The organism is Spirillospora sp. NPDC048911 (assembly GCF_043198015.1).
Taxonomy (GTDB): Bacteria; Actinomycetota; Actinomycetes; order Streptosporangiales; family Streptosporangiaceae; genus Spirillospora.
Genome location: NZ_JBICUD010000003.1, coordinates 125316 through 141599, shown reverse-complemented (window position 1 = coordinate 141599; position 16284 = coordinate 125316). Strand labels below are relative to the sequence as shown.

General features: G+C 69.6%; 13 protein-coding genes and 3 tRNA genes. 12 read left to right on the top strand and 4 right to left on the bottom strand.

Annotation, left to right across the window (positions count from 1 at the left end):
• Nucleotides 1-131 precede the first annotated feature (131 nt).
• Complete coding sequence (locus ACGFNU_RS14875) at nt 132-845, top strand: transposase family protein (RefSeq protein WP_392593763.1); 714 nt, start codon at nt 132-134, stop codon at nt 843-845.
• A 44-nt stretch (nt 846-889) separates the two neighbouring features.
• Here ACGFNU_RS14875 and ACGFNU_RS14870 read toward each other — a convergent pair whose 3' ends face one another.
• Nucleotides 890-2245, bottom strand: coding sequence for an IS256 family transposase (locus ACGFNU_RS14870; RefSeq protein WP_392594904.1), 1356 nt, complete (start codon nt 2243-2245; stop codon nt 890-892).
• A 555-nt stretch (nt 2246-2800) separates the two neighbouring features.
• Between ACGFNU_RS14870 and ACGFNU_RS14865 the strand changes: the two genes are divergently transcribed.
• Together ACGFNU_RS14865 and ACGFNU_RS14860 are read left to right on the top strand one after the other, a co-directional pair.
• Nucleotides 2801-3037 (top strand): helix-turn-helix domain-containing protein, encoded by a 237-nt coding sequence (locus ACGFNU_RS14865; RefSeq protein WP_392593761.1) that lies wholly within the window; start codon nt 2801-2803, stop codon nt 3035-3037.
• A gap of 100 nt (nt 3038-3137) precedes the next feature.
• Nucleotides 3138-4286 (top strand): tyrosine-type recombinase/integrase, encoded by a 1149-nt coding sequence (locus tag ACGFNU_RS14860; RefSeq protein WP_392593759.1) that lies wholly within the window; start codon nt 3138-3140, stop codon nt 4284-4286.
• Nucleotides 4287-4505: 219 nt separating this feature from the next.
• On the opposite strand, the gene ACGFNU_RS14855 is transcribed toward ACGFNU_RS14860, so the two are convergent.
• The 3 genes from ACGFNU_RS14855 to ACGFNU_RS14845 form a co-directional block, all read right to left on the bottom strand.
• Nucleotides 4506-4580 (bottom strand) — tRNA-Val (locus ACGFNU_RS14855).
• 30 nt (nt 4581-4610) lie between these two features.
• Nucleotides 4611-4681, bottom strand: a tRNA-Cys gene (locus tag ACGFNU_RS14850).
• A 29-nt stretch (nt 4682-4710) separates the two neighbouring features.
• Nucleotides 4711-4782: transfer RNA gene (locus ACGFNU_RS14845), tRNA-Gly, on the bottom strand.
• A gap of 123 nt (nt 4783-4905) precedes the next feature.
• On the opposite strand from ACGFNU_RS14845, the gene ACGFNU_RS14840 reads away from it, so the two are divergent.
• The 9 genes from ACGFNU_RS14840 (at nt 4906) to ACGFNU_RS14800 (ending at nt 16191) form a co-directional block, all read left to right on the top strand.
• Nucleotides 4906-5607 (top strand): ArsR/SmtB family transcription factor, encoded by a 702-nt coding sequence (locus ACGFNU_RS14840; protein ID WP_392593757.1) that lies wholly within the window; start codon nt 4906-4908, stop codon nt 5605-5607.
• A gap of 18 nt (nt 5608-5625) precedes the next feature.
• Nucleotides 5626-6639, top strand: coding sequence for a chorismate-binding protein (locus ACGFNU_RS14835; protein ID WP_392593756.1), 1014 nt, complete (start codon nt 5626-5628; stop codon nt 6637-6639).
• Nucleotides 6602-7441, top strand: a complete 840-nt coding sequence (locus tag ACGFNU_RS14830; protein ID WP_392593755.1) for an aminotransferase class IV — start codon at nt 6602-6604, stop codon at nt 7439-7441. The genes ACGFNU_RS14835 and ACGFNU_RS14830 overlap by 38 nt, the downstream gene beginning before the upstream one ends.
• Before the next feature lie 84 nt (nt 7442-7525).
• Complete coding sequence (locus ACGFNU_RS14825) at nt 7526-9049, top strand: extracellular solute-binding protein (RefSeq protein ID WP_392593753.1); 1524 nt, start codon at nt 7526-7528, stop codon at nt 9047-9049.
• Nucleotides 9021-10004: a carbohydrate ABC transporter permease gene (locus ACGFNU_RS14820; protein ID WP_392593751.1), complete on the top strand. Its 984-nt coding sequence runs from the start codon at nt 9021-9023 to the stop codon at nt 10002-10004. Before ACGFNU_RS14825 ends, ACGFNU_RS14820 begins: the two co-directional genes overlap by 29 nt.
• A 14-nt stretch (nt 10005-10018) precedes the next feature.
• Nucleotides 10019-10843, top strand: a complete 825-nt coding sequence (locus ACGFNU_RS14815) for a carbohydrate ABC transporter permease (protein WP_392593749.1) — start codon at nt 10019-10021, stop codon at nt 10841-10843.
• Nucleotides 10843-11937, top strand: coding sequence for an ABC transporter ATP-binding protein (locus tag ACGFNU_RS14810; RefSeq protein ID WP_392593747.1), 1095 nt, complete (start codon nt 10843-10845; stop codon nt 11935-11937). The genes ACGFNU_RS14815 and ACGFNU_RS14810 overlap by 1 nt, the downstream gene beginning before the upstream one ends.
• 229 nt (nt 11938-12166) lie before the next feature.
• Complete coding sequence (locus tag ACGFNU_RS14805) at nt 12167-13402, top strand: CehA/McbA family metallohydrolase (RefSeq protein WP_392593745.1); 1236 nt, start codon at nt 12167-12169, stop codon at nt 13400-13402.
• Complete coding sequence (locus ACGFNU_RS14800; RefSeq protein ID WP_392593744.1) at nt 13393-16191, top strand: alpha-mannosidase; 2799 nt, start codon at nt 13393-13395, stop codon at nt 16189-16191. Before ACGFNU_RS14805 ends, ACGFNU_RS14800 begins: the two co-directional genes overlap by 10 nt.
• Nucleotides 16192-16284 lie beyond the last annotated feature (93 nt).

The following is a 16284-nucleotide window of genomic DNA, read 5'->3' as shown; positions in this document are numbered from 1 at the left end:
TGAGGTAATTCCAACCTGTGTGTGCAGGTCACGGGCTGGTTGCAGGCGATGGATATGACCGTGGAATGAGTGAAGCTCCTGCTAGATGAGGTTGTCGACCAAGATCAACCTTGTCCGCACAGGAGCTTCATGTGCTGTTCTACCGTGCCGCGCTCGATCTGTCGCGCCCGACCCTGACCTTCGTCACCGATCTGGTGCGCGGCCACCGGTCCCGGATCGGTTCGCGGTGGCGGGCACTGAGCCCCCACCGCCAGGCGCTGCTGGTCCTGGTGCACCTGCGCCGCAACGACACCTTCGCCTGCCTGGCCTGCGCGTTCGGAATCGGCGCCGCGACCGCGCACCGCTACCTCACCGAGGTCATCGCCCTGCTCGCCGACCTGGCGCCCGACCTGCGCGAGGCGATGCGGATCGCCCAGCGCAAGGCCTACGTCATCCTGGACGGCACCCTGGCACCGATCGACCGGCTCTCAGGGGCCAACGACCGGCTGTACTACAGCGGCAAGCATCACCGGCACGGCGTGAACATCCAGTTTCTCACCGGCCCGCACGGCGAGCTGATCTGGGCCTCGCCCGTACTGCCCGGCTCGACCCATGATCTGACCGCCGCCCGCACGCACGGCATCATCGACGCTCTCACCAGCCGCGCGATCGCCTGCTACGCCGACAAGGCCTACATCGGAGCCGGCGGCGCGATCGGCACCCCCTACAAGCGCAACAAGGGCCGCAAGCTCGGCAAGCGCAAGAAGCTGTTCAACCGGCACCACGCCCAGGTCCGCGCGCTGGGCGAGCAGGGAGCCGCAACACTCAAAAACTGGCACATCCTTGAGCTTCCCCCGAGCCTGTAACTTCAGGTGTGGAAAGAACTTGCAGGTAGGTGGCCAGATCTGCTTTACCTGATGCGTCCTGGATAGGCGATGGCGAGTTCGTTGAGCGCTTCTCGCCATCCCGCGGCGCGTTGTCCTTCGACGAGCCTGGTGGGCGTGAAGGCGTGCTTGGCGCCTTTCTCCCGTTTGGCGGCTCGTTCTCTGGCCCGTTTGTCCTCGATGTTGATGATGGCCAGCCACAGCAGCTTGACCACGGCGTCGTCGCCGGGGAAGTGGCCGCGGGCCTTGGTGACCTTGCGGAGCTGGTAGTTCAGCGACTCGATCCCGTTGGTCGTATACAGCAGCTTGCGGACCGGGCCGGTGAAGGCGAAGTACGGGGTGAACCGGTCCCAGGCGTCCTCGAACACCTTCACCGCCTGCGGATACTTCTTGCCCAGGTCGGTGCCGGCGAACTCGGCCAGGGCCTCGTAGGCGGCGTCGGCGGTCACGGCGGTGTAGACCTTCTTCAGCTGTTTGGCCACCGCACCAGCGTCACGGCGAGCCACCGGCCGCAGCGCATTTCTGATCAGGTGGACCACGCAGGACTGGACCACGGTGGCCGGGAACGCGGAGTGGATGGCGTCCTGGAACCCGGCCAGCCCGTCGGTGCAGGCGATGAGGATGTCACCGACTCCGCGGTTGCGCAGGTCGGCCATCACGCTGGCCCAGAACCGCGCACCCTCGGCAGCGGTGGCGGTCTCCAGCGGGGTGCGCGCGAGCCAGATGCCCAGGACGTGCTTCTCCCCGTCGGTGTCGATGCCGACCGCCAGGTAGGCGGGCTTGTTCTGCACGACGTTGTTGTCGCGCACCTTGACCACGATGGCGTCCAGGAAGACCACGGCGTAGGTCGGATCGAGCGGCCGGGTCTGCCATGCCTTGACCTCGTCCATCACCTGGTCGGTGATCCTCGAGACCTGCTCGTGCGACAACTCGGTGCCATAGACCTGCTTGAGGTGGTGCAGGATGTCGCGCACCGACATGCCGTGCGCATACAAGCTGATGATCATGTCGTCCAGGCCGCCGGAGACCCGCCCGGCACGCTTGGGCACCAGGACCGGCTCGAAGCTGCCCGCGCGATCGCGGGGCACGTCGATCCGCACGGGACCGACTCCGGTCTGCACTGTCTTGGGCTTGCCCTTGCCGTTGCGGGCGTTGCCCGCCGTCTTGGACGCGCCGGGTGCGTGCTTGTCATAGCCCAGGTGCGCGGTCAGCTCGGCCTCCAGCGCCCGCTCCAGGACCGCCTTCACCAGCTGGCCCAGCATCGAGTCCTCACCGGTCAGCCGCAATTGGCCCGACTCGTCGGTGGACCGCGCCAGCAGCAGGTCCAGCACCTCATCGCCCAGCAGCTCCCGGACCGGCACATCCCGTCCCGACTCTGGCATCCGCGCCGTTCCGCCCGCACCAGGACCAGCCTGGGCGACACTCTCCAACTCCTTGATGACGGTCATGACGTCGAATCCCCCCGAATCCGATGGATGATCTCCCCGGTTCCCCATCTACCCCCGAAGATCATTCCCACGCCTGAGGAGATACCCCCCCGTACAGTGCCGCTCGCCGGATACGCCCTAGCTCGCAATGAGGGCTTGGGCCGCGAGTACCGCCGTGCTTATGGGCTCCTCGTTCGGCCTGCTGACGGCGTGCCCTTGGTGTCCACCCCTTGCCGACCGCGTGCTTAAGATCGCTGTCGGTGTGTGCGGGGTGTGCCGATCGCGTGCCAAAGAAGTGCCTACTTCGCCGGGTTGCCTTGGGAGCATGTCGTTCGAGATGTGGATGCGCACCAGCACCGGTCCTGCCCCACACCTCCCACGCCGCCGTTGGTTCTCCTTGCGGATCGGCCGTTGCGGGATGCTGCGTGCTGCGTCGATTGCCAGGGCGGTCGAGGCGGGAGGGCAGCATGCGAGCCGCTGCTGAGTGCTTGGGCGAGGGTGGGCTTGAGCGTGGGGGAGTTCACCATGCCCCCTGTTGATGATCGAGTCGAGCCGTTGTTGTTCACGCCGGAGCAGGCGGCGCAGCTGCTGGGCGTGAAGGCGTCGTGGCTGCGTCGCAAAGCAGCCGCTCGAGCGATCCCGTGCACGTTCCTGGGAAAGCATCTGCGGTTTTCCCGCGCCGACCTGGAAGCGATCATCAGCGCCGGTGAGCAGTCCCCTCGCCAAAGGCCGCATCGGCCGCGATGACGTGGACGCTTGAGCGCCCCTGCCCAGTCGAGCGTGGATGACCCCGACCCTGACCGCCCCTCCCGGGGCGGCCTGATCGTGTATCTGGAAGGAGATCGTTATGGCCTGGGCGGAAAAACGTGGCCCGTGGTACCGGGTTCGCTACCGCGACGCTGGCGGCGTCGTGCGCACCACACCCGATAAGTACCGGACCAAGACAGAGGCCCTCGAGGCGGCAGGGGACCTGGACACCGACCACCGTCGCGGAACCTTCATCGATCCGCACGACTCACGCACCCCGCTGGCCGACTGGGCAGGGCTATGGCACCAGACACATCGAGTCGCCGCCAGCACCCAAGCCAAGTACGACCACTACCTCGACGCCCACATCATCCCAGCCTTCGGCCAGCTGCCCCTGGACCAGATCCGCCGCAGCGCGGTCAAACACTGGGCGATCGGTCTGCGCGCCCGCTACAGCCTGGCCACCGTCCGAGGCGTCGTGACGTTGATGTCGCTCGTGCTGACGGCTGCGGTGGAAGAACGCATGATCGCCGTCAACCCGATCCAAGGCCTGCGCATGACCGAACCCCGCAGCGGGCATGCCCCGCGCACGGCGATACGACAGGTCCGCGAGCGCCCGGTGCCGACCGGGGACCAGGTCTTGGCCATCGCCGACCGGATCAAGATCCTCGGGGGAGGGGCGGCGCAGGTGATGGTGATCACCGCGGCGTTCACAGGCATGCGGTGGGGTGAGATCACTGGCCTGTCCAAACGAACCTGCCATCTCGACCAGCTGTACCTGCAGGTCGATCCCGAGACTGGGTCCCTGCATGAAGTCCGCGGCGCCCTGTGGCTGGGCCCGCCCAAGACCCAGACCGCAGCGCGCCGCATCGATCTGCCGCCCTTCCTGGCCGCGCTCCTGCAAGAGGTGATGGACGGTCACGACCAGGAGCAGGTGTTCGTCACCGCCGACGATCGCTGGCACCGGCGATCCAACTTCGCCCGCCGCCTGTGGCGCCCCGCCTGCGACGGTGACACCGAACGCGACTGGCCACCCGTCCTGCCCGGCGCGGTCTTCCACGGGCTACGCCACCACCACAAGACCATGCTGGACGAACTCAGCGTCGCAGACGCGGTGAAGTTTGAACGGATGGGACATCGAATGCCCGGCATCGCGGGCGTCTACAGTCACGTCAGCGACCCGATGCGCCAAGACCTGCGCAACCGGCTCCAGCAACGATGGACCGACCTGACCGGCAACCGGCCGTGACGATGACCCCGACCCCACCGTGGTGCACCAGGGAGCACCCACCGGGAGCACTGCTCCCGATGACCCCGACCCACGAGTATGGTGACCCCGACCCATGCATGGGTAGTTCCGATCAACCCGTGGAGCAGTGTGCTCCCGATGTGCTCCCGATCCGGCGTCCAACGGGGCCTGGAATACAAGATCCCCAGGCCAGACATTCGGTCTGACCTGGGGAGATGATGGTGGGCGATACTGGGATTGAACCAGTGACCTCTACCGTGTCAAGGTAGCGCTCTCCCACTGAGCTAATCGCCCGGGTCCGTGCTTCCAGGGAAGTACGGGTTGAGGTGGAGACGGGATTTGAACCCGTGTACACGGCTTTGCAGGCCGTTGCCTCGCCTCTCGGCCACTCCACCAGAGGGAGGCCTTCTGCAAGGCCCCTCAGAGCGGAAGACGGGATTTGAACCCGCGACCCTCACCTTGGCAAGGTGATGCTCTACCACTGAGCCACTTCCGCGTGTGCTGCTCGGGGCCGGGGCCCCTTGCGGCGACGAGGAAAACCTTAGCGTGAAGTGGCGGCTTCCCCAAACCGGTTTCGCTTCGGCGGGCGTCGAAGTGTGGAGCGCATAGGCTCCGGGACATGGGTGACCTCGCGTACGACTCCGACATCTCGGTGGTGGCCGCGCTGCTGGCCGACCGGGCCCGGGCCGCGATGCTGACGGCGTTGCTGGACGGGCGGCCGCTGGCGGCGGGGGAGCTGGCCCGGGTCGCGGGGATCAGCGCGCAGACGGCCAGCTCGCATCTGGCGCGGATGCTGGACGGCGGGCTCGTCACGGTGATCAAGCAGGGGCGGCATCGGTACTACAGCTTGAAGGGGCCCGAGATCGCCCAGGTCATCGAGGCTCTGAGCCGGATCAGCCCGCCGGTGGAGGTGCGGAGCCTGAAGCAGTCGCGGGACGCCCGGCGGCTGCACACCGCGCGGACCTGCTACGACCATCTGGCGGGGGAGGCGGGGGTCGCGCTCTTCGCGGCTTTGGTGGACACCGGGCTGATCGAGCCGGACGGGGCCGAGGTCACCGAGAAGGGCGAGGAGCGGCTGGCCGAGCTCGGGATCGACGTGGCTGAGTTGAGGAACGGGCGGCGGCGGTTCGCGGCGCAATGCCTGGACTGGACGGAGCGGAGGCCCCATCTGAGCGGGGCTCTGGGGGCGGCCCTGACCGAGCGGCTGATCGAGCTCGGGTGGTTCGAGCGGGGCAGTACGCGGCGGGCGCTGACCGCCACGGAGGCCGGGATGCGGGGGCTGGCCGACTCGTTCGGGTGCATTCTGCCCCAAGGTGCATAAGACGGCACACTGGTCACCATGAAGGATGCGTTCGCACACGTCGGGGGCCTGCTGGCCACCGGGCTGGCCGACGTGACGACGGACCCGGCGGCGCTGGATTCGCGGGGCTGGTGGGCCGTCGTGGTGACGTACGAGGGCAAGATCACGTGTGCGCGGTTCGAGGACGTCCGGCGAGCGCCGCATCCGGAGGGCGTGTGGGGCCCGCCGGGGGAGTGGCACAGCTCACTGAGCCAGGCCGAGTACGTGCGGGGCGTGGAACGGATCCGGGCGGCCATCGCCGACGGCGTCGTCTACCAGGCCAACCTGTGCCGGATCCTGTCGGCGACGATGCCCGAGGGCGCCGACATCGCGGGGCTGGGGCGGCGGCTCGCGCGGCGGCATCCGGCCGCGTACGCGATGACGCTGCGGCTGCCGGGGCTGGAGATCGCCAGCGCTTCGCCGGAGCTCTACCTCTCGCGAGCGGGGGAGGTGATCGAGTCCGGGCCGATCAAGGGGACGGCGCGGACGGCGGCGGAGCTGCTGCCCAAGGACCGCGCCGAGAACGTGATGATCGTGGACCTCGTCCGCAACGATCTGGGCCGGGTCGCGGAGATCGGATCGGTGACCGTTCCGGGCCTGTGCGTGCCGGAGGAGGCACCGGGCCTGGTCCATCTCGTTTCGACCGTCCGGGCCCGCCTGGCGCCGCCGAACGGCTGGTCCGAGCTGCTGGGGGCGACGTTTCCGCCGGGCTCGGTGACCGGTGCCCCCAAGTCCAGCGCGCTGACCTTGCTGGATGAGCTCGAACCGGTGCCGCGCGGCCCGTACTGTGGGGCCATCGGCTGGGTGGACGCGGACTCCCGGCGCGCCGCGCTCGCGGTCGGCATCCGCACCTTCTGGGCGGCGGACGGCCTGCTGCGGTTCGGCGCCGGCGCCGGCATCACCTGGGGGTCCGACCCGCTTCGCGAATGGCATGAGACCGAGCTCAAGGCGGCTCGGCTATTGGAGGTGGCTTCCGGTGACGACCGGGCAGGGCAAGATCTGGCTCAACGGTGAACTGCTCGACCCCGAGCAGGCGAAGGTGTCGGTGTTCGACCACGGCATGCTCGTCGGCGACGGGATCTTCGAGACCGTCAAGGCGGCGAACGGCGAGCCGTTCGCCCTCACCCGGCACCTGCAGCGGCTGGCCCGCTCCGCGGCGGGCCTGGGGCTCCCCGAGCCGGACCATGACGCGCTGGCCCAGGGCACCCTGGAGGTGCTCGCCGCGGCGCCCCGATGGCCGCTGGCGCGGATCCGCATCACCTACACCAGCGGCCCCGGCCCCCTCGGCTCCGACCGGGGGACCGAGGGCACCACGACCTCGATCATCGTCGCCGAGCAGAAGCCGTTCCCGGCGACCACGGACGTCACCGTGGTGCCGTGGCCGCGCAACGAGCGCGGCGCGCTGAACGGGCTCAAGACGACGTCGTACGCCGACAACGCGCTCGCGCTCGCCTACGCCAAGGAGCGCGGCGGCGGCGAGGCGATCTTCGGCAACCTCGCGGGCAACCTGTCCGAGGGCACCGGCAGCAACATCTTCGTCGTCAAGGGCGGCCGGCTCATCACGCCGCCGCTGACCGCCGGCTGCCTGGCCGGGGTGACCCGCGCGCTGGTCCTGGAGTGGTTCGGCGCCGACGAGGAGGACCTCCCGCTGGAGCAGCTCTACCAGGTCGAGGAGGCGTTCCTCGTCTCCACGACCCGGGACGTGCAGCCCATCCACTCCGTCGACGGCACCATGCTGCCCGTCGCCCCCGGGCCCATCACCAGCAAGGCGATGGAGGTCTTCGCCGCTCGCAGCGCCGAGCTCATGGATCCGTGATCTTGAACAAGCCGTGACCCGGCGGGGTCTTTACGTGATCGCTTTCTTCGTTCACGTTAACGGTGACGCTCAAAGGAGGTCACCGTGGACTTCTATTCCTCCCGCTCCCGACGGTCCCCCTCCGGCCCCCGACGATTCCCCTCCGGCTCCCGACGGCTCCTCGGCTCCCGAGAGATCCTTTCCGGCTCCCGACGGCCTGTTTCCGGCTCCCGGCGCCGCCTCGCCGCGACGGCCGCGCTCCTCATGGCGGGCGCGTCCGTCGCGGGCTGCGGCGGCGGTTCCTCCTCCACCGATCCCGACCGCAACGCCAAGGCCAAGAGCTTCAGCCTGGTGATCAGCCGCAACGCCATCGAGGGCGGCAAGAACACCGAAGAGGCGGAATGGATCACCAAGACGGTGATCCCGCGTTTCGTCGCCGCGCAGAAGGCCAAGGGCGTCACCGCGAAGGTGACCTTCCGCGGCTACGGCGTCGACGACGAGCCCTACAAGACCAAGATCGCGCTCGACCTCAAATCCAAGTCGGGCGCCGACGTCTTCGACATGGACGGCATCTGGGTCGGCGAGTTCTCCCAGGCCGGCTACATCGCGCCGCTCGGCAGCGTGGCGGGCCCCCGCGCCGAGACCTGGGACGGCTGGACGCAGATCCCCAAGGCCGTGCAGGGCCTGGCCACGTTCGAAGGCAAGCGGTACGGGATCCCGGCCAGCACGGACGGGCGGGTGCTGTTCTTCAACAAGCGTCTCTTCGCCCGCGCCGGCCTGCCCGCGAACTGGCAGCCCAAGAGCTGGGACGAGATCCTCACCGCCGGCCAGGCCCTGAAGAAGCTGCCCGGCGTCGTCCCCGTCCAGCTGAACGCGGGCACCGCGATGGGCGAGGCCACCGCGATGCAGGGCGTCCTGCCGCTGCTCGCCGGGGCCGGCGCCGAGATCTACTCCGGCGGCAAGTGGACCGGCGGCGGAACGGCGGTCAAGAACGTCCTCGGCCTCTACTCCAAGATCTATGGGCAGGGACTCGGAGACCCGAAGCTCCAGCAGGAGGCCAAGGGCCGCGACAAGTCGTTCGCCGCGTTCGCCGCGGGCAAGATCGGCATCCTGGCCGAGGGCGACTACTTCTGGCGGGACGTGATCAACCCCAAGACCGGGATCGCCAAGATGGCGGACCGCGACCAGGCCGTCGGGTACGCCATGTTCCCCGCGATCACCCCGGGCAAGGGCATCCGCGCCCAGTCGTTCACCAGCATGTCGGGCGGCGCCGTCACCGTCGTCAACCCCAACACCAAGTACCCGCAGCAGGCGCTCGACCTGCTGACCTTCATGAACTCGCCGGAGATGCACAAGGCCCGTACCGCCGGCACGCCCGAGATCACCTCGCGCACGGACGTGAACGCCGAGATCCTCAAGGGCGACGCCTTCCTGTCCTACCTCGCCGAGAAGGTCCTGCCGATCACCGCGTACCGGCCTGGCCTGGCGGCCTATCCGCAGGTCTCGACCGCGCTCCAGGAGGCCACGGCGAGCGTCGTCTCCGGCAAGAGCCCCGATGAGGCGGCCGCGCAGTACGGCAAGAAGCTGGAGGGAATCGTCGGTGGCGCCGCCAACGTCTCCACCGGCTGAGCTGACCGCCGCTGCCGTCCCGCCAGGCGGCGCGGCGCCGTTCCGCAAGGCGAGCGACGACGCGGCGGGGCTCGGCACCCGCCGTGCCGCCGCGTTCGTCGCGCCGGCAATGGTCCTGGTCGCGGTCTTTCTCGTCTTTCCGGCCCTTTGGACGCTCTACCTGGGGGTCACCGACTATCGCCTCACCGGGATCGCGGCGAGCGACCCCCAGTTCGTCGGGACAGGCAACTACACGGCGGTGCTGGGCGACGAGGAGTTCCACCGCTCGCTGTGGCTGACGCTGCAGTTCGTCGTCGGCTCGGCTGTCATCGGGCAGACGGTGCTGGGCTTCTCGGTGGCGTGGGTCATGCGCGACCGGTCGGGGCCGCTGCGGCGGTTGGTCGAGGCGGTGATCCTGCTCGCCTGGATCCTGCCCGGCTCGGTGATCGCGTTCCTCTGGATCACCCTGCTCGACCGCGACTCGGGCACCCTGAACGCGCTGCTCGGCACGCCCGGCACCGCGTGGCTGCTCGACCATCCGATGGCGTGCGTCGTCGTCTTCAACATCTGGCGAGGCACCGCGTTCTCGATGATGCTCTACAGCGCCGCGCTCGGGAACGTTCCGCCGTCGCATCTGGAGACCGCGCGGCTGGCCGGCGCGTCCACGTTCCAGACGCTGCGCGACGTCGTCCTCCCGCGCATCCGCGGCCACATCCTGACCAGCCTGCTGCTCGTCAGCCTCTGGACGTTCAACGACTTCACGCCGTTCCTCATCACCGCGGGCGGGCCGAACGGGGAGTCGGAGATCATGTCGGTGTACGTCTACCGGACGGCCCTCGGCGACGGGCGGCTCGGCTTCGGCGCCGCGATCTCGCTCGTGATGATCCTCATCAATCTGGTGATCGCGCTGCTCTACCTGCGCGCCCTCCGCGAACGCAGAGCGCAGGGGGAGCGGAAAGCGCGGGTGGCGACGTGAAGAGCATGCACGACATGAGCAGCGTGCGCGAGATGCTGAGGCGGATCGGGCTCGCCACGTTCATCTCCGTGGTGCTGGGCTTCTTCTCCCTGCCGCTGCTGTGGCTGGCGTTCGCGCCGTTCGACTCCGAGCCCCAGATCTCCGCGTCGCTGCCCGACTTCACCCTGCACAACTTCCAGGTGCTGCTGGACAACCCGTACGCGCTCGCCTCGCTGCGCAACTCGGTCATCCTCGCGGCCGGCGCGGCGGCCCTGGTGGTCACGTGCGCCGCGCTCGCCGCGTACGCGCTCAGCCGGGTGCGCATCCCGGGCCGCGACGTGCTGCTCTACGTCCTGCTCCTGCTGTCGTCGATCATCACCGGCACGGCCGCGATGGTGCCGATCTTCCTGCTGGCGTTCAACCTCAACCTGATCGACTCGCATCTCGGCGTGATCCTCGTGCTGACGGGCGGGCTGCTCCCGGCGGCCATCTTCGTGCTCAAGGACTTCACCGACGCCACGCCCACGTCCTACGAGGAGGCGGCGCGCGTCTTCGGCGCCACGCCGCTGCAGACGCTCCGGCACGTCGTCGTCCCGGTGATCCGCCCCGGCCTCGCCACCGTCACGGTGTGGACGGTGGCGCAGGTCTGGGGCGACTTCCTCATGCCGTTCCTGCTGCTGCGCGACCCGGACAAGGCCCCGGCCTCAGTGATCATGTACACCTTCTACACCGAGGGCGGGCAGCCCGATCTCGCCCTGATCTCGACGTTCTCGCTGCTGTACTCCCTGCCGGTCGTGGGCATGTACCTGTTCGTGAGCCGCCGGTACGGGTTCCGTTTCCACGGAGGGATCAAGCGCTGATGGCGGGCATCATCCTGCGCGGCCTGACCAAGGTCTACGCGGACGACGACGTGTGGGCCCTCAACGCCCTCGACCTGGACATCGCGGACGGCGAGTTCTTCGCGCTGCTCGGCCCGTCCGGGTGCGGCAAGACGACGCTGCTGCGGACCGTGGCCGGGCTGGAGACCGCGACCGCTGGTTCCGTGCGGATCGGCGAGACGGACGTGACGCGGCTGCCGCCCGGACGCCGCGACGTCGGCATGGTCTTCCAGGACTACGCGCTCTTTCCGCATATGTCCGTCACCGACAACATCGCCTACCCGCTGCGCATCAAGAAGATCGGCAAGAACGAGCGGCACACGGCCGCCGCAGAGGTGGCCGCCGAGCTCGGCTTGGACGAACTCCTGGAACGACGCCCCAGGCACCTTTCAGGTGGCCAGCAACAGCGGGTCGCGCTGGCGCGTGCGATGGTCGCGCGCCCGCAGGCGTTCCTTCTGGACGAGCCGTTGTCCAACCTCGACGCGCGACTACGCCTGGAAGCCCGTACGTTCCTCAAGAAGCTGCAACGAGAACTGGGCGTCACCACCGTTTTCGTCACGCACGACCAGGCCGAGGCACTCGCCATGGCCGACCGGATCGCGGTCATGCAGAATGGCCGGATCCGCCAGATCGGCACCCCGGCCGAAGTCTTCAGGCGCCCGGCGAACCTCTTCGTCGCCTCGTTCATCGGCTCGACCCCGATGAACCTCGTCGACGCGCGGGTGCGAGGCGAGCACGTCGAGGCCGCGGGCACGCTGCTGCCGCTGCCGGACGAGACGCGCGGGCTCGTCGAGGACGGGCAGGCCGTCGTGTACGGAGTGCGGCCCGACTATCTGGACTACTCGGCGACCCCGGTCGACGGCGCGTTCGGCGGCCGGGTCGAGGTCGTCGAGAATCTCGGCAGCTCCTCGTTGGTCACACTGGACGTCGAGGGAGTCACGATCCACGCGCTCGTCGGCGAGGGCGACGAGCCCGGCCCGGACGAGCAAGGCTGGGCCGTGCCCCGAGCGGGGCGCGCCCTTCTCTACAGCGACGGAGACCTGGTGAACGGAAACGACGTGACGGTGGCCGCATGACGGACGGACGCGACAGCGCGAAGTCGCGACGGGACGAAGCACGACGGCATGAAGCGCGACGGGGCGAGGCGCGACGGGGCGAACCGCGACGGGGCGGAGCGCGACGGGGCGGAGCGCGACGGGGCGGAGCGCGGCGGGCCGAGGTGCGGCGGGCCGAAGTAGGACGGAACGCAGCACCCCGGGGCGAAGTGCGACTAGGCCAAGGCAGGCGCGTGACGGTGGGGGTGTGGTGAGCGCGGGGACGACCACGGTGCATCGCGGACGGTGGACGCTGGAGGACAGGCTCGAACTCGGATTGCGTGAGCTGCCCTTCGAGGTCGGGCGGGGCACGGCGTCGGTCACCGTACGGCTCTCGTTCGAAGGCGGCGTCATCGACCTGGGCTGTCACGGCCCGGACGGCTTCCGTGGCTGGTCCGGCGGAGCCAGACGAGAGTTCACGATCGCGCCGGATTGGGCCACGCCCGGATATCTGCCCGGCGAGCTGGAACCGGGGACCTGGCACGTATGGCTGGGCCTGCACCGGATCCCGCCGGACGGCGTCCCGTACGAGGTCACCATCGTCACCTCGACGTCCCGTCCACCTGCACCGGCCGAGACAGCGTGGCCGCCGATACCCGCTCGCGCGCCCATCCGGGATCTGCCCGCTCCCGCAGGGATGCGCTGGCTGGCCGGGGATCTCCACTCCCACACCGTGCACAGCGACGGCACGCTCACCGTTCCCGAGCTCGCCTGCCGCGCGGTCGAACGCGGCCTCGACTTCCTCGCCGTCACCGACCACAACACCGTCAGCCACCACCCCGAGCTGGCGGCCGTCGGGGTCCGCGCCGGGATCATCCTCGTCCCCGGCCAGGAGGTCACCACCGACCTCGGGCACGCCAACGTCTTCGGCGACACGGGATGGGTGGACTTCCGCCAGCCGTCCGACGAGTGGGTCGCGTTCGCCCAGCGGCACGGCGGCGTGATCTCCATCAACCATCCGCTCAGTGGTGACTGCGCCTGGCGGCGTGACCTGTCGCCGGAGGCCCGCCCCCGGCATGTCGAGATCTGGCACTCGTCCTGGTGGGACCGGCGCTGGGGAGCCCCGCTGTCGTGGGCGTCGCTCTGGCGTCCGGACGTCGTCCCCCTCGGCGGCAGCGACTACCACGATCCGGCCCAGCACAAATCGCTCGGCGAGCCGACGACGTGGGTGCTGGCAGAGGGCGACGACGTGCTGGGCGCGCTCGCCGCGGGCCGCACGGCCGTGACGATCGGACCGGACGCGGGCTCGGATACGGGCTCAGGCGTGCCGATGGTGCTCCGGGTGGAAGACGACCTGATCGCCCTCGGTGCCGACGGCACCGTGCTCATCGACCCCGACGGCCGCCGCCGCGCCGTACGCGGAGACCACGTCCGGATGCCCGCCCGGGCCGACGGCATGCACCGCCTTGAATCCCACGAGAACGAGGTGATCGCGCTATGCGGATGACCCAGGCCACCGAGACCTCGATCGTCGTCGTCCCGCACACCCACTGGGACCGTGAGTGGTACCTGCCGTTCCAGCGTTTCCGGCTGAGGCTGGTCGCGTTGCTGGACGAGGTCATCGACCGCATGGAGGCCGACCCGCGCCAGCACTTCACCCTGGACGGCCAGATGGCGGCGGTCGACGACTACCTGGAGATCCGGCCGGAACGTCGTGAACGCGTCGCGGCGCTCGTCCGGGAGGGGCGCCTGGCTGTGGGGCCCTGGCAGATCCTGCACGACGAGTTTCTGTGCTCTGGCGAGAACATCGTCCGCAACCTTGAGCTAGGCCTGCGGCGGGCGGAAGAACTCGGCGCCGCAATGCGAGTCGGCTATCTGCCCGATCAGTTTGGCCACTGCGCGCAAACCCCGCAGATCCTGCGGCTTGCTGGGATCGAGCACGCGTGTGTCTGGCGGGGCGTTCCTTCTGCTGTACGGACACACACGTTTGCCTGGGAGTCCCCAGACGGAACGGCCATTCGCACCGAATACCTGCCCGAGGGCGGATACGGCAACGCGGCCAGCATGTTCGAGGAGGCGGGGCAGTACGGCGACGGCAGGGAAGCCGGGATCGAACTCCTGCCGGGCCGCGTGGCCGACTTCACCGAACGCATGCGCGCCTGGCGTCCCGAGGGCGGCCCGCTGCTGGCCATGTACGGCTCGGACCACACCGCCCCCGCCAGCGATCTCGCCGACCAGATCGACGGCCTCGGCGGCGGCGCGAGGCTGGACACCCTCGCCGGGTACATGGCGACGCAGGACACCTCGACCGAGGGGCTGCCCCGCGTCCGCGGCGAGCTGCGTTCCCATGCCCGCGCCAACATCCTGCCGGGCGTCATCTCGGCGCGCGCGCACCTCAAGCAGGCCATGAGCCGCGCCGAACGCCTGGTCGAACGTTACGCCGAGCCGCTCGACGCGCTCTGGTGGGACGGCAGCGCCGCGAGCTTCCTCGACATGGCCTGGACCCGGCTGATCGAGGTGAGCTGCCACGACTCGGTGACCGGCTGCGGCAGCGACGAGACGGCCGAACAGGTCGCGGCCCGCATGGCCGAGGCCGAGCAGCTCGGCCGGGCGGTCTGCGATCTGGTGACCGCCGGGCTCGCGGCCACGGTGCCCTTCGGCGGCCACCTCGTCTTCAACCCGACCCCGGCACGCCGCGCCGGATTCGTCGTCCTGGACGTCGCGGCCGAGGGCGAGATCGTGCTGGAGGACGCCACGGGACGCACGTATCCCACGCAGACGCTCGACGTCGCCGCCACGACGCTGGACGACGCCGTTCACGCCGCGTCCGACCTGCCGATGGTGCTCAACCGGGTGTTCGGGCGCTCGTTGTTCGGCCAGGACATCCGCGACTGGACCGTGTCGGATCGGACGTTGACCTTCCACGTCACGCAGCGCGCCGACACGCCCTTCGACATCGCCGACGTGCGGGAGGCCGTGCGGGACGCCGAGGGGGAGTGGCGCGTGGTCACGATCGCCGACCCGCGCCGCACGGTCGCCGCCCTGGTGGAGGCGCCGCCGCTGGGCGTTCTCTCCGTCCGCCCGATTTCTGGGACGCCGACGGTCGAGCGGCCGGTCCGGGCTGAAGGGGACGACGTCCTGGACAACGGGCTCCTGCGCGTCCAGATCGCCGGCGACGGCACGTTCTCGGTCCGTTCGGCGGAAGGCCTGGTCGTGGAGGGGCTCGGGCGCGTGATGGAGGGCGGCGACCTCGGCGACACCTACAACTACGCGCCGCCGCGCCTCGACCGGCTCGTCGACACACCCGATTCTGTGCAGGTACGGGCTGTCACGGCGGGACCGCTGGTCGCCGCGTTCGACGTCCTGCGAACGTATCGCTGGCCGGCGAAGGGCGACCTCGCGGACGACGCGCGTTCGGAAGCGGAGGAGCCCGTAACCGTCACGATGCGGGTCGAGTTGCGGACCGGGGAGCCCTACGTACGCCTGACCGTGTCGTTTGACAACCGCTGCGAGGACCACCGGGTCAGGCTGCATCTGCCCTTGCCGCGCCAGGCCTCGTCCTCGTTCGCGGAGGGACAGTTCGCGATCGTCGAGCGGGGCCTGACGGCGGAAGGAGGCTGCGGCGAGGCGCCGTTGCCGACGTTCCCGGCATCGGCGTTCGTGGCGGCGGGCGGGCTCGCGGCCTTGCTGGAGCACGTCACCGAGTACGAGGTGACCGGCGATGGCCGGGAACTGGCGCTGACGCTCGTGCGCTCGGTCGGCTACCTCTCCCGCCACCACAACGCCAACCGCGACCAGCCCGCCGGCCCTCAACTGCCGACCCCGCAAGCCCAGTGCCGGGGAGAACGCAAAGTAGAGCTAGCAATCATGCCGTACAGCGCAAACAGTGCGGATGGCGGAAACCGCGGAGACGGCATGAACGGCCCGGGCGGCGCAGGCAGCGCAGGCAGCGCGAATGGCGTGAACGACGCAGACGACGTGGGCGGCGGGAACGGCGTGAGCGGCGCGGGAGACAGGCCGGGCCCATCGGTGCTGGCGGCTGCGGAGTCGTACCGGCACGGTCTTCTGGCGGCTGCGGGCTACGGAGCGTCCAGCACACCGTTGCCGCCCGCCCGCCCGGGGATCGAGGTGACGGGCGAGGGCGTGGTGATGAGCAGCCTGCGGGAACGCGACGGCGAACTCGAAGTTCGCCTGATCGCCGAGCATCCCGTTGCCACGACGGCGACGATCAGCGGCGGTGTCACCAGGCCGATGCGTCCCTGGGAGATCGCCGCCATACGCCTCCCACGCCCCTAGCCGGCAGGCCGTCCGGGTTCGGGACGACCCGTCCGAGTTCGGGTCGGTCTGCCTTCAGGCCGGGCCGTCCATTGAGTCGGGCCGTCCGGCTTC